This is a genomic window from Spirosoma pulveris (genome assembly GCF_054781875.1).
This window is the reverse complement of sequence record NZ_BAAGTO010000007.1, coordinates 227,901-253,158: the sequence shown is the minus strand read 5'-3', so window position 1 is coordinate 253,158 and position 25,258 is coordinate 227,901. Positions and strand designations below refer to the sequence as shown.

The 25,258-nt window shown below is 53.3% G+C and carries 19 protein-coding genes; 11 read left to right on the top strand and 8 right to left on the bottom strand.

The genetic code is table 11. The annotated features are described in order from the left end of the window. Positions 1-8: 8 nt before the first annotated feature. The 4 genes from mscL to ACYVJM_RS22345 form a co-directional block, all read right to left on the bottom strand. Positions 9-461, bottom strand: coding sequence for a large conductance mechanosensitive channel protein MscL (mscL, locus tag ACYVJM_RS22360; protein ID WP_461150452.1), 453 nt, complete (start codon positions 459-461; stop codon positions 9-11). Positions 462-509: 48 nt separating this feature from the next. After that, complete coding sequence (locus ACYVJM_RS22355) at positions 510-1,421, bottom strand: DUF3078 domain-containing protein (protein ID WP_461150451.1); 912 nt, start codon at positions 1,419-1,421, stop codon at positions 510-512. Positions 1,422-1,496: 75 nt separating this feature from the next. Continuing rightward, entirely contained in the window at positions 1,497-1,748 is a 252-nt protein-coding gene (locus tag ACYVJM_RS22350; protein ID WP_461150450.1) for a hypothetical protein, read from the bottom strand. A gap of 122 nt (positions 1,749-1,870) precedes the next feature. After that, on the bottom strand, positions 1,871-3,049 hold the full coding sequence (locus tag ACYVJM_RS22345; protein ID WP_461150449.1) for an AraC family transcriptional regulator: 1,179 nt from the start codon (positions 3,047-3,049) through the stop codon (positions 1,871-1,873). Between the two features lie 375 nt (positions 3,050-3,424). On the opposite strand from ACYVJM_RS22345, the gene ACYVJM_RS22340 reads away from it, so the two are divergent. From ACYVJM_RS22340 to ACYVJM_RS22325, 4 genes are all read left to right on the top strand, one after another. Next, positions 3,425-4,198: a hypothetical protein gene (locus tag ACYVJM_RS22340; RefSeq protein ID WP_461150448.1), complete on the top strand. Its 774-nt coding sequence runs from the start codon at positions 3,425-3,427 to the stop codon at positions 4,196-4,198. A 282-nt stretch (positions 4,199-4,480) separates the two neighbouring features. Next, on the top strand, positions 4,481-4,654 hold the full coding sequence (locus ACYVJM_RS22335) for a hypothetical protein (protein WP_461150447.1): 174 nt from the start codon (positions 4,481-4,483) through the stop codon (positions 4,652-4,654). 129 nt (positions 4,655-4,783) lie between these two features. Next, positions 4,784-5,005, top strand: a complete 222-nt coding sequence (locus tag ACYVJM_RS22330) for a hypothetical protein (protein WP_461150446.1) — start codon at positions 4,784-4,786, stop codon at positions 5,003-5,005. A gap of 130 nt (positions 5,006-5,135) precedes the next feature. Then, positions 5,136-6,278 (top strand): acyltransferase family protein, encoded by a 1,143-nt coding sequence (locus ACYVJM_RS22325; protein ID WP_461150445.1) that lies wholly within the window; start codon positions 5,136-5,138, stop codon positions 6,276-6,278. 16 nt (positions 6,279-6,294) lie between these two features. Here ACYVJM_RS22325 and ACYVJM_RS22320 read toward each other — a convergent pair whose 3' ends face one another. From ACYVJM_RS22320 to nirB, 4 genes are all read right to left on the bottom strand, one after another. Continuing rightward, positions 6,295-6,966, bottom strand: a complete 672-nt coding sequence (locus ACYVJM_RS22320; RefSeq protein WP_461150444.1) for a response regulator transcription factor — start codon at positions 6,964-6,966, stop codon at positions 6,295-6,297. Between the two features lie 2 nt (positions 6,967-6,968). Beyond that, complete coding sequence (locus ACYVJM_RS22315; RefSeq protein ID WP_461150443.1) at positions 6,969-8,456, bottom strand: ATP-binding protein; 1,488 nt, start codon at positions 8,454-8,456, stop codon at positions 6,969-6,971. Between the two features lie 18 nt (positions 8,457-8,474). Further along, a complete protein-coding gene (gene nirD, locus ACYVJM_RS22310) occupies positions 8,475-8,828 on the bottom strand; it encodes a nitrite reductase small subunit NirD (RefSeq protein WP_461150442.1) in 354 nt (117 codons plus the stop codon). 186 nt (positions 8,829-9,014) lie between these two features. Then, the gene (gene nirB, locus ACYVJM_RS22305; RefSeq protein WP_461150441.1) at positions 9,015-11,528 is read right to left on the bottom strand and encodes a nitrite reductase large subunit NirB; all 2,514 of its coding nucleotides are present in this window, start codon (positions 11,526-11,528) and stop codon (positions 9,015-9,017) included. Positions 11,529-11,807: 279 nt separating this feature from the next. Between nirB and cobA the strand changes: the two genes are divergently transcribed. The 7 genes from cobA to ACYVJM_RS22270 all read left to right on the top strand — a co-directional run bounded on the left by cobA (position 11,808) and on the right by ACYVJM_RS22270 (position 24,897). Then, positions 11,808-12,566 carry a uroporphyrinogen-III C-methyltransferase gene (gene cobA, locus ACYVJM_RS22300; protein WP_461150440.1) on the top strand — a complete coding sequence of 253 codons (759 nt, stop codon included), beginning with the start codon at positions 11,808-11,810 and terminating at the stop codon, positions 12,564-12,566. A 355-nt stretch (positions 12,567-12,921) separates the two neighbouring features. Continuing rightward, positions 12,922-14,478, top strand: coding sequence for an alginate export family protein (locus ACYVJM_RS22295; protein WP_461150439.1), 1,557 nt, complete (start codon positions 12,922-12,924; stop codon positions 14,476-14,478). Between the two features lie 154 nt (positions 14,479-14,632). Next, a complete protein-coding gene (locus ACYVJM_RS22290; protein ID WP_461150438.1) occupies positions 14,633-15,928 on the top strand; it encodes an MFS transporter in 1,296 nt (431 codons plus the stop codon). Positions 15,929-16,028: 100 nt separating this feature from the next. Then, a complete protein-coding gene (locus tag ACYVJM_RS22285; protein ID WP_461150437.1) occupies positions 16,029-19,691 on the top strand; it encodes a molybdopterin-dependent oxidoreductase in 3,663 nt (1,220 codons plus the stop codon). A gap of 52 nt (positions 19,692-19,743) precedes the next feature. Next, positions 19,744-21,201, top strand: coding sequence for a rubredoxin (locus tag ACYVJM_RS22280; RefSeq protein WP_461150436.1), 1,458 nt, complete (start codon positions 19,744-19,746; stop codon positions 21,199-21,201). Positions 21,202-21,561: 360 nt separating this feature from the next. After that, entirely contained in the window at positions 21,562-21,960 is a 399-nt protein-coding gene (locus tag ACYVJM_RS22275) for a hypothetical protein (RefSeq protein ID WP_461150435.1), read from the top strand. 72 nt (positions 21,961-22,032) lie between these two features. Beyond that, the gene (locus ACYVJM_RS22270; protein WP_461150434.1) at positions 22,033-24,897 is read left to right on the top strand and encodes a M16 family metallopeptidase; all 2,865 of its coding nucleotides are present in this window, start codon (positions 22,033-22,035) and stop codon (positions 24,895-24,897) included. Positions 24,898-25,258: the final 361 nt, after the last annotated feature.

Here is a 25,258-nt window from a genome sequence, read left to right as displayed (position 1 = left end):
GTGTAGTATTAGCTGGACATCTCTTTGGGACGAATTACCGTTGGGTTAGCCCGAAGTACATCCCGGATCTCGGTCAGGAGTACTTCTTCCTTGGTCGGTGCAGGCGGAACATCAGGGGCCGCTGCTTTCGCGCGCATGAGTCGGTTCATGGTTCTGATAAACAGAAAAATGATAAAGGAAAGAATCAAAAAATCGATGACAATGGTCAGGAAGCTGCCATAGGCAAAGACGGGTCCTAATTTGCGGGCTTCGCCCAGCGACAGGCCCATTTTGACGGTGTCTGTCAGGGGCAGGTACAGATTGCTGAAGTCAACGTTGCCAACGGCCCGCCCAACCAGGGGCATCATCAGGTCGTTGACCACCGAGTCCACAATTTTACCGAAGGCCGCACCGATGATGATACCGACGGCCAGATCCATAACGTTGCCCCGCATGGCAAACTCTTTGAATTCCTTAAGCATGATTTTAGCGAGTTAGCGTGTGTATTTGGTATGAGAAGAAATGGCTTATTACTTGGGCTCCGGCTTATCCACGAAGTTTTGGATAGAGTAAAGAAAGCCCAGAGCCAGCCCCTGGCTATACTGAACGCTTGTGTCCTGATCGCGGTCGTAGAGCAGCATGCCCGTCAGGTTCACACTGATGCGCTGGTTGACTTTAGCCGTCAGCATGACATTCAGCCGGTGGTCAATTGTGTTCAGGGCCAGCGTTTCGTAATTGGCATATGTCAGGTAGCTTACCTGTAGATTCATGTTTTGGGCAATGTCTTTCTTCAACTCAAGCTGTACTTGAGCGGCCAGCCATTCCGTGCGTGTGCTTCGGCCAAGAGGAACACCATAGCGCTCATTCACGCCCACGGCTTCGTCGGCCAGAAATGTAAAGCGCGGTGCAAAAGGACTAAGCCGGAGTGAAAACCAGGGTTGGGGCTTGTATTCGAAGCCCAGCCCAAAAGTCAGGAAGCCGGGAGACAGGAAGTTCGAGATCAGACGGTTATTGCCCACTCCATTCACATCATACTGAAAGCCCTGCGCAAACTGAGAAATGAAGTTGCCGGATACAAACGCGTTCCAGTGCGGGCTCAGTTGGTGGCCATATTTCGAGTCCAGAAAGATACGGTCTACACTTTTGCGCATTCCCTGTCCGGCATTGCGAAGAATACCGTACTGCATGTCGATCTGGTTGTCCCAGGAAACTTTCTCCCGGGCGTAGTTTGAGCGGGCGTTCAGGAAGAGACTCAAGGCAATCGAGCTAACACCCCCGGCCCGCCAGTTTGAACTGAAGGCCGCCTGATTAATATTAGCTCCGGCAGAAAACGATTTGCGCCAATAGGTTGTGTCGGAAGGGGTAAGCCGGAGACTGTCGATCTGGGCGTAGATCGTTGAGGGGGTAGTCAGTAAAAAAAAGAGCGTAGCAATTCGTTTCATATAAGTTGGTTGAGTTGAGATACCAAAGAAGCAACCGGAACAACACGGTAGCTTAAAACGAGTCCGACAGATTCTTCAGTTGAAAAATTCATCGAGGTCAATCTGGTCTACGTAGGGCAGTAAGTCCAACGGGTTGGCAAAAGCGCGCAGAAAGTGGCAATGGTCCGGGTCGTAAAAGCGCATTTCCACAAAGAAGTCATCCACCTGATACAGTTGAATCCAATCCCTGGCACCTATCGGGCGGCTGGCCAGGTGCAGGCAGTGATCCCAGACGTAAGCCAGTTGTTGATCAGAAGGAAGCCGGTTAAACCCATTCAGTGTAAGCATGGCCGTTCCAGTGTCGCAATTGATGAAGCGAAACTATAGGTTAAATGGGGTGGCGGCAACGGTCATCGGCCCATCTTTGTTACAATTTGTAAAGTTGTAACACCTTGAGTGAGTGGTCTAATTTATTGCTTTCCATTCAGTTGGGCCAGATACGTCGACGGACTGGTGCCGGTGAGTTTGGTAAAGGCCCGGAAGAAGGTAATCCGGTTCGTAAAGCCTGCTTCGAGGGCAATTCCCTCCAGGGTCATTCGTCGCCACTGGGGCTCTTCCAGCTTTTGCTTGATGTACTCCACCCGATACTGGTTGACAAAGTCACTGAAGTTCATGCCGAATTCCTGGTTTATAACGGCCGACACCTGGTGCTGGGGCAACTGGACTTTCTCGCACAGATGACGAATGCTGTAGCCGTTTTGGAGGTAAGGCTGCTGGCACATCATGTGCTCTTCAATAAGTGTCCGGTACACCCGGCGTTTCTCCGTACTTAGCGTGTACCCTCTGGTTATGTCCTCTTCGGTGGCGGCCGGAACCGGGGGCTCCGGGCTGACGACATTAGTCAGCCCGTAAAGAACCTGCGGATTAAACAACAGCAGCGTTGCACAGGCAATCAGGTAGCTGCCCAGCATAAACAGACCCAGAAGCGTATTGACATCCGCCGATAGCGGCAGCAGCAGCAGTCCCAGCAGCGGTAAATACAGGAGCCCGTTAAGAAGCGTAAACAGGGTCAGCCAGTTGAGCAGCACTTGGTTTTGTTCCCGCTGTTGCCCGGATAGTTGCTGCTTGAACCGGCTGAGCAGCCGCCATTGAAAAACGAAGTAAATACTACCCTGGATGCACTTCAGGGTAATGTGATAATAAGCTGGTAACCAACCTTCCTGCTGTTTGACGACACTTTGCAGGTCCGTTAGAAGAACCTGCAGGTAGCGGGTTTTTTCGGCCGTACCCATGGCGTAGAAGGGTAACAGCTCCAGCATGTGCAGGGCCGCCGGCACGAAATGGAGCCAGTCGTAACGACCAAAGCGCGTTTCCTGTCGAACAACGGCCCGTAGATAGAGGTAAGCACAGGGGGCAATAAGGTACTGAACCGGAGCCGACGAGCGAAATAAATGGGGAAACTGAAAGATGGCGTGATTGAGCAGGAGAGCCGACACCAGCGTAAACCAGGCCATGCTGAACAACGTCAGGGCCAAAAGTCGACTGGCATGGGGTTGCTGCTGATTGAAGACGACAACGACCAGACTGACCAGAAGGCCAAGAAAGGCACTTAAGGCCATCATGAAAAAGAGCAACTCGGCGTATGGCATGGTGAATGGATTTGTATCTATAGCCTGTCACCACGTGCTCCTGCTACTCCTCCCCAGGCTAACTAACGGTTTTCTTTAACCAGCCCTATAACGCCGGGTTCAATCAACAGGTTTTAACTAATTGCTTCTAATCAGTGGATAATGTTGGTCATCTCCAGAATATTTCTACTATATCGGTAGATTTTGATGAAAAATCGACGCCATGAGTCGCCGGGCGGACACCGCTTGTTGGTCAATGAAACCATACCGCTAGCGACCAACTGTCGTTACGCAGCCATCAGCTACGTTAAATACTTGTTTGTTATAATATAGATTTTGGATATAATTGCATCAATATATAATAGTTGTATTATAGCTTGACGTTTATCCAACTCTATGACCAGACAGAACAAGCAGCGAACGCTTCGGTTATTTGCGCTTCATGAATTCATTCAGGACCACTTTACAAAGTCTGACTGGATCAAGGTAGCGTACCTGACCGATAGCCTTGACTTAATTGAAGATCACCCGCGGCTGTTGCGGAGCCTTGACTTTAAAGATGATGATTATGAGGGAAATAGCTTGCAGGTTCTGTCTAAACTGATTAGTGAGAGCAGTAGCAACCTCATCGAGATAGAGCATTTTGTCGAGGCCAAAAAATCGACCATGCATCGGGTGGTTCGGGAAATACCGGACTTCATTTCGACCGTTCAGAGCCATTCGCCCGAACGGGTGATCACCTTTGCGCCCGATGTTTTCCGAATTCCGGACAAACCCGTCGAATCGAATGTATTATCCGTCATGATGCCGTTTGAAGGAAGATTTTCGGGTACATATACCGCCATTCGGAACGTATGCGACCGGCTGGGTATCGACTGCAAACGGGCCGACGATATTTGGGACAACAGCATTTTGATTCAGGATGTGTTCGATCTGATCTTTACATCCCGCGCCGTCATCACCGACTTTACCGATCGAAACCCGAATGTGTTTTACGAAACGGGGGTGGCGCATACGCTGGGCAAACTGGTTATTCCCATTACCCAGTCGGTAGGTGATATTCCCTTCGATCTGCGCCATCACCGCGCCCTGACGTACCTGCCAAATGCCGAAGGATTGCTGAAACTGGAAAAAGACCTGGAGAAAAAACTAGTGAAGGTGTTCAGCTAGCCGATTCGTGCTATATGCTCAACTTCATAGCCGCTGTGCCTGCCCGAACGCGACTGTTCGGGCTACAATTTTTACGGTTACTCGTTCGGTAAAAAGAGGGGTTCTTACGTTAAAATGGCGCCCGCAAATACCCTCCGCTCCGATTCGTTGCCCGTCCCGGCGGCCAGATTACCAGCATTAAGGCGCGTGATATTCGTAAATGCTGGGAAGCCTTACTGCCCGGTACCGACTCCGTAAACTTTACCCTGACCCTAACCGGCACCCGGCCGTTTCCGTCGCCCGTTGGCAAGACGCTCCCGAAGCTTACCGTTGGCCCGGACTGTTGGTACGCTGGTGCAGGCCGTTCAGGAAAAACAGTATGGGCTGGCTCTGACGAATACGCTGGCCCTGGGTGTTCAGTTAACGTTGACGGATACCGATGCCCGCCGGTTTATCCCCGCCGACACTCGTAAGTAGTTCCGTTACTGCTGAATTGTACAGAAAAATCCAAAATGGATTTGGTTGGGGAGCTGCGGCACCGCTAGGGATCGCCATTCACTGGGGTGGTATCGACGACCGATCAGGGATGAAAGAACCGCTTAAAGATTGTTCTTCATTCTCCATTTTCCTGCCCTGATCGACGTGGGCGGTGTTTTTGCGTTCCGGTTGCAGGACAGCGTAAGCACATTACCCGAATTAGCCTGGAAAAATATTTTTACGCCGGGCATTGGGGCTACGCTACGTATGGATTTTGTAACTCCCCCTCGTGCTTGGTACGTTTACCCAGTACGGGCCGCAGCTTCGAAAAGTGACGATAGAGGCCAATAAATACGAGCCTTCTGCGTGGCGCTATGGCCTTTCGCTTACCGCAGATATTCCGATCTTTAACTTATTCGCCGGAAAACAAACGAGATAACTCCTAAAACCAGTTATACTTGCCTTCGTAGAGCTTTTAAACATGGAAAGTAAAGTAATGACTTCTGAAGGCAAGTCGATAGCACGTCAACGGTTACTCTCCCTCGACTTTTTTCGTGGCCTGACCGTAGCGGCTATGATTCTGGTCAATAACCCCGGCGACTGGGGGCACATCTATGCGCCCCTCGAACATGCTCCCTGGCATGGCTGGACCCCCACCGATCTGATCTTTCCGTTTTTTCTGTTCATTGTCGGCGTGTCGATTACGTTTGCGCTGGAGGGCGGAACGGATAAAAAGGGGGTTGTCGGGAAGATAGTAAAGCGGAGTGTGACACTGTTTCTGCTTGGCCTGTTTCTTAATTTCTTTCCGAAATTCGACATTACCCTCGTGCGTATTCCGGGGGTTTTGCAGCGAATTGCCATCGTTTACCTCGTTTGCTCACTCATTTTCCTGAAAACAACCTCCCGCCAGCAACTGTATAGTCTCGTTGGCATATTGATTGGGTATTGGCTGCTCATGACCGTGGTGCCGGTGCCGGGTGTGGGATACGCCAACCTCGAACCGGCTACTAATCTGGCCGCCTGGTTCGATTACACCATACTGACCCCGGCACACGTTTATAAACCTGCCAAAACCTGGGACCCGGAAGGGCTGCTGAGTACACTGCCCGCTGTGGGTACCGGGCTTATTGGTATGTTGGTCGGAACGTGGCTGCGCAGCAGTCGACCTGTAGCCGATAAAGTTGCCTGGCTGTTTGCCGTAGGCTGTTTGTCCACTCTGTGCGGGTTGATCTGGGACGGTTTCTTTCCCATCAATAAAGCGCTTTGGACCAGTTCCTACGTGCTGCTGGCCGGTGGACTCGCCATGCTAGGACTGGCGCTGTGCTACTGGCTGATCGATGTGCAGCACTATCGGCGGGGCGTGCTGCCGTTCGTGGCGTTTGGTGTGAATGCCATTACGGTGTTCTTTCTGTCGGGGTTAATTCCGCGGATCATGAACCTGATTCACGTTACCCAGCCCGACGGAACCGAAATCGGGTCAAAGGAATACCTCTACCGAACATTCATTGCGCCACCGTTTGCCGACCCTAAAAATGCCTCGCTGGCCGGTGCGCTGACGTTCGTGCTGATCTGGTTCGGGATCTTGTGGTGGATGTACCGGAAGAACGTGATTATCAAGGTGTGATATAAAAGTCCTGTTTTTATCGTTTCTCCTCCAGCGCCACCCGTATCAGATCGGCGGTGTTTTTAACGCCCGCTTTGCGGATGATGCTGGCCCGCTGGTTAGCTACGGTATTGGGGCTGATACCAAACTTTTCAGCAATTTCGGGGCTGCTCATGCCGTCGATCAGGCAGGTTAACACCTGTCCTTCGCGGGATGTGATCCGATTCCAGATAGAGCTGGATGCACTTGGGCTCGACCTGGCGGGTTCTTTAGCCAACCGGGCATTTGGCAGAACAAGGCTCCGGATAATAACCGAGGAGGCATTGGGCGGATAGTATAAGTCGCCGTCAACAACTGTCCGGACGGCCCGCAGAATTTCTTCCAGCCCCGTATCTTTCAATAGATAGCCAGCCGCTCCGTGCTGTACGGCTTTGACGATGTAATCCGGGTTGTTGTGCATACTGAACATCAACGTCCGGACAGCCGGGTAGTTAGTCGAAATTACTTTGAGGGCTTCAATGCCCGACATCCGGGGCATGGTTATGTCTAACAACAGAACATCGGTACTGATACTGGCCAGCAGGTCAATGGCTTCGTCGCCGTCCGAGGCTTCGCCCACAATCTGAATATCGTTTTCGTCTTCCAGTAGCATTCGGATGCCTTTTCTCACTACAGAATGGTCATCGGCAATAAGAATTCGTATCGGCATAACTAGTTCGGGTTATCAGATAAGTTGACACTTACGCGCACTTTTGTTCCTTTTTTGAGCTTTGACGTAATGCTGAATTCCCCGTTAAGCAAACGGGTTCGGGTACGCATATTCTGAAGGCCGTTGATTAGCGGTAAAGCGGTATCATCTTTCGATGGCGGCTGTTGCATCACAAAGCCTTTGCCGTCGTCTTCAATTGACAGCACAAGCTTTTGGGCATTCTGTTGCAAGATAAATTTAATAGTTTGTGCTTCCGCATATTTCACGGCATTGTGCAATGCTTCCTGAGCAATGCGATAAATACCAATCTCCATAGCCGGGCTTAATCGTGTCGTATCGGTCGGGCCCATGAAACTAACCGAAATACCCGTCGACCGGGTCGTTTGGTCGGCCAGAAGTCGAAGGGTAGACCCCAGGCCAAAGTCGCTGAGGGTAGAGGGCATCAGGTTGTAGGAAACCTGCCGGGTGGTTTGAATGGTGTCGGCAATTAGATCGCACAGTTCGGCAAACCGCTGCCGTTGCTTTTCATCGGCAAATGAGGTGGATTTCAACTTTTCGGCGTGGAGCTTCAGGCCGGTGAGCATCTGGCCGATGCCGTCGTGAAGTTCTCGGGCGAAGCGCCGTCGTTCTTCTTCCTGCCCTTCCAGCAATGCCGCCGACCGAACGTTTTCTTCGGCTAACTGCAGCTGGTATTTCTCTTCGGTAGTTCGGAGAAGTTCTTTCTGGGTATCAACGAGTTTTCGGTTGGTATGGGCCAGATTTTGGTTGGTGGCCTCCAACTCGTGGTTGGCGATTTCCATGTGGCTATTCGCCATCTGCAACGCCTTTTCGGACCGGGCCAGCCGCCGGATCACATGCTGGGTATGCTTAACGACGGGTCTGAAAATAAATAGCCCTTCGATCAGAAGCGTTAACAAGGTGGCAAAGGTCAACAGCCATTCGATGCGTTCGAGCGAGCGGACTCGTTCAAAACTTTCGGTATCTACCTGAAACACAATGTCGTTCATCTGCTGCAGGTACGTGAACTCGTCCCGCAGCACCGCCTGAAGCGCTGCCTTTTTAACGGCTGGTGTCGTCTGCGGACTGTTGATCCGGGTAAAGCCGCCGTAGATGGACTGAAAAACAGGCTCGATTCGGGTAAACATGCTATCCAACTGCCTGCTCCTCCGAACGGTGTACACCTTCTCCATGTTCAGCCGGCCACTGCGTAGCTGGATGTGGCTCTGGCTCCAGGAGTTCAGCAGAGAATCATAGGAGGCCGAATCGGCGGTGGCCAGCCCTTCGAAACGCAGCAAGGATAACTTGATCAGCCGCTGACTCAGCATCCGCTGCCGCCCGGCTACGTTTACAACCCGGCTGTCGTCGTAATGATTACTAATCGTGTTCTTGATGAACAGTAGCCCGCTTACTGACAACACGGCAATAACCGTGAGGGCTATTATATAAAACCGGGTCAGTCGGCGGGCTACCTGTTCGTCGAGTCGAGTCATGAAACGTTGGAGAGAGGATTACACTCCAATATACACTATATCATCTATTATCTTAATGGGAAATGTGGCGATCTTATAGCCATCATCGTTAAGGCATTCGCCGGATTTGAGCGAGAACGTCTTTTTGTGAAAAGGGCAGGCCACCTTCGGCTCGTCGCCCTGGCTACCGATCATTCCCCTCGACAAGGCCATTTGCTGTCGGTGGGGGCATTCATTTTCCGTGGCGTACCATTCTCCCCGCCGGGAAAAGTTAAAGATAGCGATCTGACGGCCTCCCATCAGTACGCAGGCACCCCCATTTTCGGGAATACGGCTTGTTGGGCAAGCGGGCTGCCAGGTAATTTCGGATTTATGTATTGTGCGTGTTTCCATTGTGATTGATTCGTTTTGTGGCGGCTGGCGCGGGCATAGACTCGTGCCTTTACCAAAAGCCAGTATTCACTGGCGGTTGCAGTTGAATGCGTCAGCAAATGCTGACTTTATTAACAGGCACGGGTGAAGCGGAACGCCGGACCGACCCGCGCCAGCAAGGATACATACTCCACATACCCAACCACCCTATACCCATTCCTTCGCCCGCTTCTGGTCGCGCAGGGCGTCGAATTGAACGGTTGGATCTTTCTGCTCGGGGATGTTGACGAAGTGGGCAAAACGGGCGCGGAGGACCGGATTCTCGACGGCTTCTTTCCATTCGCACTTGAACGTATCGACCAGAAGCTGCATCTCGCGCTCCAGGTCATCGGCAATGTTCAGCACATCGTCGACGATCACCGCCCGGAGGTAATTCATGCCCCCATCCATTTTGTTAAGCCAGGTTGCCGTGCGGGTGAGGGGGTCGGCTGTTTTGATGTAGAACATCAGGAACCGGTCAATGTAGCGGATGCAGGTTTCTTTGTCTACGTCCGACGCCAGTAGCTGGGCGTGCTGGGGTTTTGAACCGCCGTTGCCGCCTACATACAGGTTCCAGCCTTTCTCGGTAGCGATGATACCGAAGTCTTTGCTCTGGGCTTCGGCACATTCGCGGATGCAGCCCGATACACCCGACTTCAGCTTGTGCGGAGACCGGATACCTTTGTAGCGTTCCTCAACCTCAATGGCAAACGAAACCGAATCCTGCACGCCAAACCGGCACCAGGTGCTGCCCACGCAGCTTTTCACCGTACGCAGGGATTTTCCGTACGCATGACCACTTTCAAAACCGGCGGCTATCAGCTCTTCCCAGATGGCGGGCAGATCGCCCACGTGCGCACCAAACAGGTCGATCCGCTGACCGCCCGTGATTTTGGTATACAGGCCATATTTCTTAGCCACCTGACCAATCACGATCAGTTTATCGGGCGTGATTTCGCCACCCGGAATGCGGGGCACGACCGAGTAGGTACCGCCTTTCTGGATATTCGCCAGAAACCGGTCGTTGGAGTCCTGAATGGTGGCCCGGCCCTGTTCCAGGATATTCTCGTTCCACAAACTAGCCAGGATTGACGCAACAGCCGGTTTACATACTTCACAGCCGTCGCCTTTACCGACGTGATCCAATACCGTGTCGAACGTTTTCAGGCTGTTAATTTTCACCAGGTCCAATAACTCCTGACGGGTGTAGTCGAAGTGTTCGCAGAGAATGTTGCGGACGTAAACGCCTTTTTGCTTGAGGACACCCTGAATGATGTCTTTCACCATGGGGGTACAGCCTCCGCAACCGGTGCAGGCTTTGGTAGCTTTCTTGAGTGCATCGACGGTTGTATGGCCGTTCTCACCAATTTCATGGCAGAGCATGGCTTTTGTCACGGCTTCGCAGGAGCAGATCAGCGCATCGTCGGGTAAACTCATAACTCCTGCGCCTGCATCCTCACCCCCTCGCGAACCCAGGATCAGGTCTTCAGGATCGGGAGGGAGGATGGTCTTGTTCTTGCAGGTTTGCAGCAGCATATTGTACTGTTCCGCATCGCCCACCAGAATACCGCCCAGCAACTCCTTGCCATCGGCCGATATATTGATCCGTTTGTAAACGCCTTTCGCCTTGTTTTCGTATACGATGGTTTTGCAGTCCGACGCAAATGGGTCGCCGAACGAACCTACGTCGGTGCCGATCAGCTTGAGCTTGGTGGACATATCGTAGGGCTTGAACTCCTTTTCCTCGCCGATCAGGCGCGAAGCCACGACCTCCGCCATTTCGTAGCCGGGGGCCACCAGTCCGTAAATCATGTGGTGCGCCACGGCACATTCGCCGATAGCGAAAATGGATGGGTCAGACGTTTGCAGGAAATTGTCGACCAGGATACCGCCCCGTGGATGCGTTTCGATACCCGAGGCTTTGGCCAGTTCATCGCGCGGACGAATACCGGCCGAAATCACCAGCATGTCGACAGCTATATGCGAGCCGTCAGCAAACAGCATACCCGTAATGGCCTCATCGCCGGTGACTTCCTGCGTGCTTTTCGACAGGTGGATTTTCAGGCCGAGCGATTCGAGTTGCCGTTGTAAAACACCCGAGCCCGCATCGTCAATTTGCCGGGGCATCAGGCGGGGGGCAAACTCCACCACGTGGGCCTCATCCAGCCCCAGGTCGAGCAGCGCTTTGGCGGCTTCGAGACCCAGTAAACCACCGCCTAATACGGCCCCTTTCCGGGCTTTTCGGGCGTAGGATTGAATAAGGTCGAGGTCTTCGATGGTACGATACACAAAGACGCCGTCTTTCTCGACGCCCGCTACGGGTGGCACAAACGCGCCGGAGCCGGTGGCTAGTACGAGGTAGTCATAAGGCACTACAACGCCATGGTGCGACCGAACCTCTTTTCGCTCCCGGTCGATATTGATAACCGGGTCGGTGAGGTAGAGCGTAATGCCGTTTTCGGCATACCAGCTTTGGGGAGCCAGCGTCAGATCGTCGGCGGTTTTGCCATCGAAATAAGCGCTCAAATGGACCCGATCGTAGGCTACACGCGGTTCTTCCCCAAAAACCGTCAGTGTAAATCGCTGGTCATTTTTTTCTTTGGCTACTAATTTCTCGCAGAACTTGTAGCCCACCATGCCGTTGCCAATGACGACGACACGCCTGTTTTTGTTTGTGTTCATAGTTAATGTTAACTATAACATTGTGAAAACCCCGTTTTATTATTGCACTAATCAAAGAAAATAGCCATTTCCCTCCCCGAAATGACTAGTCAAAAGTAAAAGGTGTTTTTGGTAAATCCTAACGTTTTATTCTGTTATAAGTTGATTATGAAACATATTTTTTCGGTTAGAGCTTGTTTTTACAAATTTCATCTCTACTTTTGAACCAGAAACAGGGAGTAGTTGAAATTGCCTATTGATAGTATAATAGTACTATTTCACTATAAGCGATAAAGTCATATGAAGCCAAAGCTTACACTCGTGGGGGCGGGTCCCGGCGACGGCGAATTGATCACCTTAAAAGGGATCAGGGCGCTTCGACAAGCAGACGTTGTTTTGTACGATGATCTGGCCAACGATACGTTACTGGAGTTTGCACCCGAGCAGGCCCTGAAAATTTACGTGGGTAAGCGGGCCGGTCAGGTTTCCTTCTCGCAGGATGAGATAAACGAACTGATCGTTCGCTTTGCTCAGGAGCACGGGCATGTGGTGCGGCTCAAAGGGGGCGACCCTTATGTGTTCGGACGTGGATTTGAAGAGTATGAGTACGTCCGGCAGTATGGAATTGAGTGCGTAGTCATATCGGGCGTGTCGAGTAGTATAGCTGTACCGGCCTCGCAGGGGATTCCGGTAACGAGCCGGGGTGTCAGCGAGAGTTTCTGGGTCATTACCGGCACCACACGCCGGGGTGAACTATCCGACGATCTGCGGCTGGCCGCTCAGTCGAAAGCGACTATTGTGGTACTGATGGGTATGAGTAAGTTAACGGAAATATGCACGCTGTTTTGTGAGGCCGGACGCGGCCACCTGCCTATGGCAATCGTGCAGAACGGTACACGCGCTGATGAGCAGTGTGTGATTGGCCAGGTCTGGAATATGCCGCAGTTAGCCGCAGAGCAAGGCGTGGGGGCGCCTGCTGTGCTGGTCATCGGCGAAGTCGTTGCACTGCACCCGTCCTATCTGGCGGAGTCCATGCGAAACTTCTCGATGGCCTGGTAACGATGGGCAGAGCGGGCTGTTTTTGGCGAACTATCCGATTCCGCAGTCACCGTAACCTACAAGGCCGAAAACAGATTACAAAAAAAGCCGATCCGGTGTGGGGGCACCTTTGGATCGGCCAAAACAGGGATTGTCTATGCGAAAAACACAAACGCTTCAAAGAAAATGAAAAAAAGCAGCTAAAGCAAATCGGTAGTACACCGCAGCTGGCCGCGGCATAGCCCGCCAGTCCTTTCTGTCTCGTCTTCAGAGCCACCTTTCTCTATTGCTCTACACCTCCTTACTCCATCTGGAGTAGGTCCGTTCCCTGTTGTCTTCACAGTCCATTCTCTGCTTAAACTGACTGCATTTTCTGATGGAAAATATACTGACAAACGTGTCATTGGCCTGTTTCATTCTATTGGCTATTGGACCAGATTCGTTCGCGCAGTTCTCCCTGGTTGGGCAGCTGCGTACCCGCACCGAACTGCGTAACGGCCTTGGCAACCTGGCGCCAAAAGATGCACCGGCTGCGTTTTTTACGTCGCAGCGTACCCGCCTGACGTTCGGCTACAAGTGGGATCGCGTACAATTTCAAACATCCATTCAGGATGTTCGTGTTTGGGGACAGGATGCGTCCACGATCAACAACATCGACGGAAATCGCCTGATGGTACACGAAGCCTGGGCCGAAGTGACCCTGGCTAATCGCGCCGATACGACCATCAAGTTCCGGCCCATTCAAAATCTGTCGCTCAAAATAGGCCGTCAGGAGCTTGTATACGACGATGTTCGCCTGTTGGGCAATCTCGACTGGCTCCAGCAGGGACGCCGTTTCGATGCGGCTCTGTTGAAAGGACAGCACATGGGCTGGGCACTCGACCTTGGCGTTGGCTTCAACCAGAACACCGATGCGTTTGGTACCGTGGGTGACAATTACACACCCGGCAACGTAGCGCTGTCGGCTTTATCGAACAAGAACGTGTCGCTGACCATTCCGACAGGTTTTATTCCAACGGCCGGAAAAGGAGGAGCACCGGTGCTGGCAACGCCATTGAGCACAAACGGGCAGAATCAGCAGTTCAAGTCGTTTCAGATGGCGTATCTGACACGAAAGTTCACGACCTCGTTCAGTCAGACAAAGTTCTCGGCCCTGTTCTTCAAAGACGACTTTCAGAAATACCGCGCCGATTCGCTGGGTAACGCGACAACCGGTTACGTATATGGGAGACGTTACGATGTGGCCGGTACGAACTCACGCCTGACTTACGGTGGGATGTTGGTCGGTCAGCTGGGCGATCCCTCCCCGAAATCCGGTAAAGTGCAGTGGCAGGCGTTTGCTTACGGACAAAGCGGTAAAGACCGTGATGGTCTGAATATCAAAGGCGCTTATCACTACGGTGGTAACGTCATGTTCCAGAAAGGGCTACTGAGTGTGGGCCCCGGTTACGAAGTGCTGTCGGGCAATAATGCGACGACCATTCAGGCGGGTGAAACAAGCCGTTTCGATCCGCTTTATGGTACGCCACACCGGCATTGGGGGTATATGGACTACTTCTACGTAGGCACAGGCTCGCCAGCGGGTGGTTTGCAGGACGCTTTCCTGAAATTCAAATACGCCACCCCCCGCCTGACCACCACCTTCGACATTCACTATTTCGCGCTGGCGGCACCTACTTACAACAAAATGGCCGACGCCCCTACCGGAGCCCTGTTGTCCTCTAAACTGGGTATGGAATATGACTTCGTGGCCAACTACGCCCTCAACAAATTCACCAGCCTGGAATTCGGCTACTCGGTCATGAACGGTACCAACAGCCTGGAATACTCGAAGCAGGGCACCATGGGGGAGAAGAACCACATTGGCACCTGGTCGTACCTGATGATCAACATCCGGCCGGATTTTCTGGCTGCAAAGACAGCCTCGAAATAGTAAAACGAACTGGATGTGTTGTCGGGCTCTAAACGCCAGCCCGGTCAGACTCGGCACTAATTGCTGACGCGAGCGTGTCAGGTCCCAGACCTGACACCACATTCTACCGTAGGAAAGATCTCTTTTTAAATACACACTCCTTATCTATAAACTCATGCAAACGAACAAACCTCTTGATTCCCTGAATGTTCTCCGTTTCAACGGTGTGCAAATGAGGACCTTCCACATTACGTGGCTCACTTTCTTCGTCTGTTTTTTCGGCTGGTTCGGACTGGCTCCGCTGATGCCCGCCATCCGGGCCGATCTCGGCCTGACCAAACCCGAAGTTGGTAATACCATCATTGCGGCTGTATCAGCTACTATTCTGGCCCGTCTGGTGATCGGTCGGCTATGCGATACCTGGGGGCCGCGCAAAACCTATACGGCCCTGCTTATATTGGGCGCCTGGCCGGTTATGTTCGTGGGACTGGCCCACGATTACACTACCTTTTTACTGTTCCGCCTGGCCATTGGCGTCATTGGCGCATCGTTCGTAATCACGCAGTTTCACACGTCGATGATGTTTGCCCCCAAAATCAAAGGTACGGCTAATGCCGTAGCCGGTGGCTGGGGCAACCTGGGCGGAGGTATTACGCAGCTGGCGATGCCCGTTATTATGGCCACCATCGTTGGTTTCGGCTACACCAAGCCCGAAGCGTGGCGGTTAGCGATGATTTTTCCCGGTGTGCTGATGCTCATTATGGCCTTCGTTTACTACCGCTTTACTCAGGATACCCCAGCAGGAAATTACAGTGAGATAGAGAGGTCGGTTAATTCGGCTGAGAAGGTGAGTTTCTGGGCCGCCTGTGCCGATATCCGCGTGTGGGCGCTGGCCCTGGCCTATGCCTGCTGCTTCGGTATGGAGATTACGTTCGATGGCGTGGCCGCGCTTTATTTCTTTGATAATTTCAAGCTGGCCGAGACCGAAGCTGGTTTCTGGGCCATGCTCTTTGGCGGCATGAACATCTTTGCGCGGGCGCTCGGTGGTATTGTGGCCGATAAGGTCGGTAATAAATACGGGATGCGGGGCAAAGGTATCCTGCTGGCCAGCATGCTCGTTCTGGAAGGGATCGGCATTGCCATGTTTGCCCAGGCCGGCAGCTTACCAATGGCTATCGTTTCCATGATCACGTTCGCGCTGTTTCTGAAAATGTCGAACGGCGGTACCTATGCGATCGTGCCGTTCGTGAACCCCAAAGCGGTGGGCGTTATTTCGGGCGTGGTTGGTGCAGGCGGAAACCTCGGCGGTATGCTGATGGCGTTCCTGTTCAAATCACAATCCATCAGCTACGGACAGGCCTTCCTGTACATCGGCTGCGCCGTAGCCGCCGTTGGTCTGCTTCTTTTCCTGGTCAATTTCAGCAAAGAGACCATCGCCGAACCCGCGGAGGTAGAATTACAATTAAATTAAAAGGAGAAGAGGAAGTAACGGGAGGAGGGGGGATAAAAAGGGAAAGCCCTCCCCCCGTTGTTCCCCTCTTCCTTTTACTCCCTCTTCTCCCCTTAAAATCATGACTCATCAAACGACCTGTTGCTATTGTGGTGTTGGCTGTGGTATTGTAGTCAAACAGGAGCCGACCGGACGATTGACCGTCGAGGGTGATAAGCAGCATCCGTCCAATAAGGGGATGTTGTGCTCGAAGGGCATGAACCTGCATTATACCGTCATGGACCAGTCGGACCGGCTGCTGTATCCGCAGATGCGGCTCAATCGCAACATGCCCATGCAACGGGTGAGTTGGGATGCCGCGCTGGAGCGTACAGCCGCGGTGTTCCGGACGTTTATCGAGAAATACGGTCCCGATTCGGTGGCGTTTTATGTGTCGGGGCAGTGCCTGACAGAAGAATATTATCTGGTCAATAAGCTCATCAAAGGCTTTATTGGTTCGAACAACATCGATACCAACTCCCGGCTTTGCATGAGTTCGGCGGTGGTAGGCTACAAACTGTCGCTGGGCGAAGATTCGGTGCCGGTCTGTTACGACGACATTGAAGAGGCCGACGTGTTTCTGGTGCAGGGTGCCAACCCCGCCTGGTGCCACCCCATTCTGTGGCGTCGGATTGAAGCGCACAAGGCGGCTAATCCAAATGTCAAAATCATTTGTGTCGATCCGCGCAAAACCGATACCGCCCGCTCGTCGGATCTGCATTTGCCGCTTCGGCCCGGAACCGACATTGTGCTGAATAACGCCATTGGCCGGTTGCTGATCGAGAATGGCGACATCGACGTCGATTTTATCACCAACCACGCCGACGGCTTTACGGCCTACAGCGAACAGGTGATGCAGCGCACCGTCGACGAAGCCGCCGACATTTGTGGGGTTCCGGCCAATGACATTCGGCGGGTGGCCGACTGGATTGGTCGGTCGAAGGGTTTCCTGTCGCTCTGGACAATGGGCTTGAACCAGTCGGTTATTGGCGTCAACAAGAATCTGGCGCTTATTAACCTTCATCTGATTACGGGGCGGATTGGTAAACCCGGCAACGGGCCATTTTCGCTGACGGGCCAGCCCAACGCCATGGGTGGCCGCGAAACGGGTGGCCTGGCCAACGTACTGCCCGCCCACCGCGATGTGACCAACGCCACTCACCGCGCTGAGGTGGAAGCGTTCTGGAACAGCCCGGTCAAGATTGCAGCCAAACCTGGCCTGACCGCCACGGAAATGTTTGAGGCCCTGGGCAATGATACCCTTAAAGCCATCTGGATCATCAACACCAATCCGATGGTGAGTATGCCGGATGCGAATACTGTCGAAAAGGCATTGAAGAACGCCCGTTATGTCGTCGTGCAGGATGTGTCGAACCGGGCCGATACGGTGCAGTTTGCCGATGTCGTACTACCCGCAGCCGCCTGGCTCGAAAAGGAGGGTACCATGACCAACGCCGAACGCCGGATTGCGTACCTCCCCAAAGTCATCGACGCCCCCGGCGAAGCCCTGCCCGACTCCGAGATCATCTGGCGCTTTGCCCGCAAAATGGGGTTCGGCGATGCTTTCGATTACCCGAACACCTCCGCCGTTTACGACGAATACGCCCAACTCACCGCTGGCACCAACGTCGATATAACCGGCGTAAACTACGCCTTACTCCAAGAAAAGCGCACCGTACAATGGCCGTATCCAGCAGGAGGTAGAGGACAAAAGTCAGAAGGTAAGGTGGGGATTTCCCCCCTCCCCTTTTCTCAAGGTGGTCCGGCATTCCGGGAGGGGGCGGGGCGGTCGGCCGCTGCCGTGGGGTCAACCTTCTTCGGTACCAAACGCCTGTTCACCGATCACAAATTTTACACACACAATGGCCGCGCGCAGATCCACGCCGTACCCGATGAAAATACCTCAGAGCCTACCGACGCTGACTTTCCGCTTATCTTAACCACTGGTCGTATCCGCGATCAGTGGCACACCATGACCAAGACGGGGCGTGTGGCTAAACTAAATCAACACAGCCCGCAACCTTTCCTGCAAATTCACCCCGACGATGCCAACGCCCGAAACATTGAAGACGGTCAGCTCATTGAGGTGCACGGACGCCGGGGAAAGGTTCGGGTGAAAGCCCAACTAACCGACGATGTGCGTCCGGGTCTGTGTTTTCTGCCGATGCACTGGGGAAAAGTACTGGCCGGAAAGCCTGGTGAAAGCAACCTGAACCGGGCCAACAACCTGACTAATGCGCTTGTTGATCCCCGTTCCAAAGAGCCGGATTTTAAATTCACCGCTGTAGAGGTGGTGCCGTTCAGCAAGCCGGTCGAGAAGATCATTATTATCGGGGCCGGTTCGGCCGGATTAGGGTTCATCAATGCCTATCGTGCCCTGAAATCGGGGCGAGTAGCGAGTCCCGAAACGCCCGTCAACGACGAGCTTCATATTTTCTCGAAAGAAATTTACCCGTTCTACAACCGCGTGTTGCTGCCCGATTACATCAGCGGGGCACAGTCGTGGGAGCAGCTTGTCAAGCTGCGCGAAGATCAGTTCGAGGAGGCCCGCATCATTGTTCATAAAGGCGTCGGCATTGCCCATATCGACCGGAAAGCGAAAGTGGTGGTCGATACCAACGGCGTCGAACACAGCTACGACAAGCTCCTGCTCGGCACGGGCAGCAATGCGTTCATGCCCAAAGGAATTCCCCGCCTGCCGGGAATTTTCAACATGCGGTCGCGGCTCGACGCCGATTCACTGATGCCATTCCTGAATCGGCCCGCCGATGGCTCGGAGCCTCATACCGTCATTGTGGGCGGGGGCTTGCTCGGGCTGGAACTGGCGGCATCGCTGCGGCAGATTAACGTTCGGGTGACGGTTATTCAGCGGGTAGGCCGGTTCATGGAACGCCAGCTCGACCCGCTCGCCAGCGAATTGCTCTACCTCGAATTGCTGGATCGGGGCATCGACGTGTATTTCAACGAAGAGGTTCAAACCTTTATGGGTACCGATAAAGTAGAAGGCATTCAACTCAAGTCGGGTAAAAAGCTCAACTGCCAGGTGGTGGTCATGGCCATCGGCACCGTACCGAATATCGAACTCGCCCGCGAAGCCGGTCTGATCTGCAACCGGGGCGTGGTCGTGAACGATTTCCTGCAAACGTCCGACCCCGATATTTTTGCCGCGGGTGAAGTGGCGCAGTGGAACGGGCAGATGTGGGGCATCACCCTGGCCGCCGAGCAACAGGCCGAAGCAGCCGCCCGTTTCATCGCGGGCGATGTGTCGCAGCCGTACAAAGGCAGTCTGTCCATCAGCATTCTGAAAATGGAAGGGCTTCACCTGTGCAGCATGGGCCTGACAGAAGTGCCACCCGGGGCGGGCCGAGAGTACGAAGAGATTGTGTTCATCGACAAGTCGAAGCGGTACTACAAGAAATGCATCGTTCAGGGCGACAAGCTCGTCGGGGCCATTTTAGTCGGCGACAAGAACGAGTTTGCCGAGTTTCGCGAGCTCATTGCCAACGGCACCGAACTGTCCGAAAAGCGGCTCCAGCTCCTGCGGGCCAGCAAACAGGTTGATCCGGTGGAGGGCAAGCTGGTCTGTTCCTGCAACACCGTTGGGCAAGGGAATCTGGAGCGGGCCATCCAGGCCGGCTGCACCGACTTTCAACAGTTATGCCAGAAAACCGGCGCCGGAACCGGCTGCGGCTCCTGTAGGCCGGAGGTGCGGAGTATTTTGGAAAAAATGAAGGAATTGGTGTAGAAACCGCACCGGCGGACCGGCAACCCCTTGCGTCCCTACAAAACAAAAAAATATGCGCGATTACTATACGCTAAAAGTCAATATGCCCGCCGGGATTGTTTCGCCGGGGGCGCTGCAAACGGTGCTGCGGCTGGCCTACGACGCGAAAGTGCGGAGGGTGCGCTTCGGTGCGCGTCAGCAGTTACTTATGACAGTGCATTACGAGGACATGCGGTTTCTGGAGAAAGACCTCAAGCAACACCAGATTTCGTATGAGTTGAATACAGATCAGTATCCAAATGTCATCAGCTCCTATTGTGGCGAAGATGTGTTTCGGACGGGGGCCTGGCTTCGGGAAAGTGAGTACCATACCGTACTTGACCAGTTCGATTACCAGCCCCGGCTGAAGATCAACCTGTCGGATTCTAACCAGAGCTTTACGCCCTTCTTCACGGGTAATTTGAATTTTATTGCCTCGCCGGAACCGCACTTCTGGTATTTGTACGTCCGCCCGAAACAGAGCAACAGCCTGTTCCGCTGGCCGGAATTGATCTACACCAACGACATTGGCCGAGTGGCTAAAGCCGTGGAGGAGGTCATGCTGGCACAGGACTTTCAGGGAGAAGATGCTTTGTATAAAGCCGTTACGGCGCACCAGCACTTTATCACGCAACCAGCCACGCAGGAAGTCGAACTGCCGGAGTTTTCATTGCCCTATTACGAAGGCTTCAACCGCTACGGCGAGCGTTCGTGGCTGGGGCTTTATCGTCGGGATGAGCAGTTTACGATTGCTTTCCTGCTCGATGTCTGCGCCCTATGCCTGAAAACCCGCATCGGCGAAATCTGCGCGACGCCCTGGAAATCGCTCATTATTAAAGGAATCGAAGCCAAAGACCGGGCGGCCTGGTCGCAGGTGCTGGGCAAGCATAACATCAACGTGCGCCATGCTGCCAATGAACTGGCCTGGCAAACGGAAGACCATACCGACGAAGGCACCGAGCTGAAGCATTACGTTATCCGGAATTTCGAGAAGAATGATACCCGCACCTTCGGGCTTTGTTTTGGGGTGCAGACCCGCGCCAAATCGGAAGTGTTCGGCTCCGTACTGATTCGGAAGCGGCCACTGCTGCGGCTTGGGCAATTGTCCTTGTTCAGCGTGTACGACTTATATTACACCGAAAATTTTAATCCAAATAGCCGAACGTATCATGTCTTTGAGAAAGGGTTGTTTCGCATGCATGTTCCGAACCAACTCAATCGATTGTGCCGCAAATTCAACGCCCGCTGGTCGCAGAACCGGGCCGAAACGACTTGGGTCGAAACCGATAAGCCGGAGCCTTCGCCGGGTGTCGAGGCCATCGTACACCAGTGTCCACATTGCTTCACCGTCTATGATGAGCAGTATGGAGATGCCCGGCGCGACATCCTGGCAGGTACGCCGTTCAGCCAGCTACCCGCTGAGTACACCTGCGCCACCTGCGATGCCCCGAAGCAGGAGATGAAAGCGGTACACCTGGTAGCGGTGCCGTAACAACCCCAACGGGGTTGATTGTAGATAACCCCGGACTGTGTCTGGGACAGGTGGCAGGAATACACCAATTTACCAACCCCGACGGGGTTGACTGTGGATAACCCCGGATGGCATCCGGGGCATATGGCAGGTGTGCTCTAGGGGTAGGTGGTGTGTGCCGAGGGCTGTGCTGTGTGCCGAGGTATGCAACCATCCGAGGGCTACACCCCCGGATATCCACAGTCAACCCCGTCGGGGTTGGTTGGCTCTTGTCTGGGCTATGTCCATCCGAGGGCTACACCCCCGGTTATCCATAGTCAACCCCGTCGGGGTTGGTGGCGGGTACTGCGTTTTTTTGCGGGAAAGTGTTATTATTAGGGTATGAGCACGCATCATGCCAACGACCTTAAACAACAGATTGAGGACATACTGCGCTGGGAGCAATCGTCTCACTGGCGGGCGCGGGACTACGTACAGCTGAGCGAGCTTGTAGCCCGTCATACACAACGGCAGGTTGACTCGCAGGAGTTACAGGCGTTTTGGGAAACGTCGACCATTCCTCCGAAACCGTCGCTGGATACACTGGCTCGTTTTATGGATTACACCGGTTGGGATGACTTCTGTGCCCGGAACGCATACGGAGTCATGGAAGCCGATGAGGAGACGACATTGCTTCATGCACCCATGTGGGAAATTCCCATGCGTTGGGTGATTGTCCTCTGCTGGCTGTCGGTTATAACCTCCATCGTGGTTGGGATTTTGTTAGTATGGAAAGGATAAACGATTCCGCGTTTCGTATCGTTATTGTCCATATTATTGTTCCAAGAACCACAACCCAATTTAAGCGACCGAATGGTACGTTTCCCTCTATGCCTGAGTCTGTTCCTCAGCGCAACGCTGGTGCTGGCGCAATCCACGCCCAAAGTTAAATCATCATCAAAACCCACTCAAACGTCTGCCAAAACCCAGACGGCAACGCCAAACCTCAACAGCCCGATTCCCCTCGACCCCGATGTGAAAGTGGGTAAGTTGCCGAACGGCCTGACCTATTACATTCGCAAAAATGCCGAGCCCAAAAACCGGGCAGAGTTGCGGCTAGTGATCCGGGCGGGGTCGGTGCTGGAGAACGACAACCAGCAGGGACTGGCTCACTTCATGGAACACATGGAGTTCAACGGCACCAAGAATTTCCCGAAAAACGAACTGGTCAACTTCCTGCAATCGGCGGGGGTGCGCTTCGGGGCCGACCTGAATGCCTACACGGGCTTCGACGAAACGGTGTATCAACTGCCCGTTCCGACCGATTCGGCCAATGTATTTACCAACGCCTTTCAGATTCTGGAAGACTGGGCGCACAACGCTACCATCGACCCTACCGAAGTCGATAAAGAGCGGGGCGTTATCCTGGAAGAGCGCCGGCTCGGGCGCGGGGCCGGTCAGCGGATGCGGGATCAGTATTTTCCCATCCTGCTGAATAACTCTCAGTATGCCAAACGGCTTCCCATTGGTACCGAACAGGTGTTGACTACCTTCAAGCCCGAAGTGCTGCGGCAGTTCTATAAAGACTGGTACCGCCCCGACCTGATGGCCGTTATCGCCGTGGGCGACTTCGATATGAAGCAGGTGGAAGGCATTATCCGGCAGAAATTCGGGCGGATTCCGGCGGTGAAGAACCCTAAACCCCGCACTGAATACGACATTCCGGCGCACAAAGACACTAAAGTCGTCATCGTAACCGACCCCGAACAGCCGAATACGGTAGTGCAGGTGATTTACAAGCGGCCCGAAATAAAGGAGAAAACCTTGGGCGATTTGCGCGAGAGCATCAAGCGCGGTCTGTTCAATACCATGCTCGGCAACCGGATTCAGGAGTTGACGCAACAGGCGAATCCACCGTTTCTGGGCGGATACAGTAACTACAGCGATTTTCTGGGTAATCTCGATGCCTTTACGTCTATCGCTGTAGCCAAGGAGGGTAATGTAGAACGTGCCATCCGGGCCGTGCTCGATGAGAACGCCCGCGTCAAGCAATTCGGTTTTACCCCCACCGAACTGGCCCGCGCCAAGCAGGAATTCATGACCAACGTGGAGCAGGCATATAGCGAACGCGACAAAACACGGTCGGTCAATTACGTGAATGAATACGTGCAGAACTTCACGGATAAGGAACCCTATACGAGCATTGAGTTCTATTACAATTTCCTCAAAAAAGAACAGGATGGCATCAAACTCGCCGAGGTGAACGCGCTGGTCGATCAGTTTATCCACAACGACAACCGGGCGGTTATTGTCATGGCTCCCGAGAAAGACAAAGCTAAATTGCCTACGGTTGAGCAGATTATCAGTTACGTCGACGCTGCCGGGAAGGGCCTTACGGCTTATGACGATAAAACGTTGGATAGCCCCTTGCTGGCTACACAGCCTACGCCTTCACCGGTTGTGAACGAGAAGCAGATCAAAGACATCGGCGTGACAGAGTGGACGCTGAAAAATGGCGTTCATGTGGTGTTGAAGCCAACGAATTTCAAGAACGACCAGATTCTGTTTTCGGCGAGCAGCCAGGGCGGAACGTCACTTTATGACCTGAAGGATTTCCAGTCGGCGCGGTTCTCGTCTACGCTGGCGGCTATGGGCGGCACGGGTGCGTACAACCAGATTCAACTCGGTAAATTTCTGTCGGGCAAGCAGGTAAGCGTGTTCCCGTATGTGGGTGAACTGAACGAAGGCGTTAACGGCAGCGCGGCCCCGAAAGACCTGGAAACGGCTCTGCAACTGCTGTACAGCTATTTCACCCAGCCCCGCAAAGATGCCGACGTGGTGAAAGGCTTCCTGTCGAACCAGCGGAATGCACTGCAAAACCGCATCAACACACCAACCCCGCAAGGCGTTTTTCAGGATACGGTGACGGTCACGCTGGGGAATAACAACCCCCGCCGGCAGCCGCTCAAGCCCGAAGACCTGGACAACATCGACCTCGACCGGGCGCTGAAAATCTACCAGGAGCGCTTCGCCAATGCCGGTGATTTTACGTTCTATTTCGTTGGTAATTTTAAGGAGGACCAACTGAAACCACTGGTTGAGAAATACCTCGGTGGATTACCATCGACGGGTAAATCAGAGAAGTTCACCGACCTGGGTATCCGGGCACCCAAAGGCCAGGTTAGCAAAACCGTTTACCGGGGCGTCGACCCCAAAGCCGCCGTACAACTGGTATATACGGGTGATATAAACTGGTCGCCGGAAACCTCCACTCAACTGGACGCGCTGGCCGAAGTACTGGAAATCAAGCTGATCGAGAAACTGCGTGAAGAGGAGAGTGGCGTGTATGGCGTAAGTGCGAGCGCGGCTTATGCCAAATACCCGGTGCCGCGTTATACTTTCCGCATCAATTTCGGTTGTGCGCCGGAAAACGTAGAGAAGCTCATCGCCAAAACGCAGGAGCTGATCACTACCCTGAAAGAGAAGGGTGCCCTCCCCGCCGATATTGCCAAGTTCAAAGCCGAAACCCGTCGTGAAACGGAAGTGCAGCTAAAGGACAACCAGTTTTGGCTGGGTTATCTGCAAAATCAGTACTACAACGGCGACGCCCCCGACGAGGTTCTGCATGAGGACGAGCAACTAAACAAAGTAACGGTCGAAAGCACCAAAGCAGCCGCCAACCAGTACCTAAGTTCGAACCTGATTCGGCTGGTATTGATGCCGGAGAAGAAGCAGTAAGAAAATTTGATGCGTTCTAGCCGTCAGTAGTTTATGCCGCTTATGGCAAACAAACTATTGACGGCTTTTTTGATATAGTTACGTAAAACCTCAAAAGCTATGGAAAGTATACTGCTTGAACCTACAGAAGAAAGAACCGTAGTCGGTATTCCGATGTCGAGGTAGCAGTTCCTGACTTGGAACCCCGATAATGGATTTCTGTATGAATTTGAGGATGGACTGGCAATACCCACCGATGGCAGGAGGAAAGAAGAACGGTGTCTGGTAAGAAATGTACAATGTTACGTACTTTAAACCGATACGTTTAGTGCTGCTCCGGCTGTACCGGACCTTCAGCTTACGGTTGATGAGTTGTTTACGG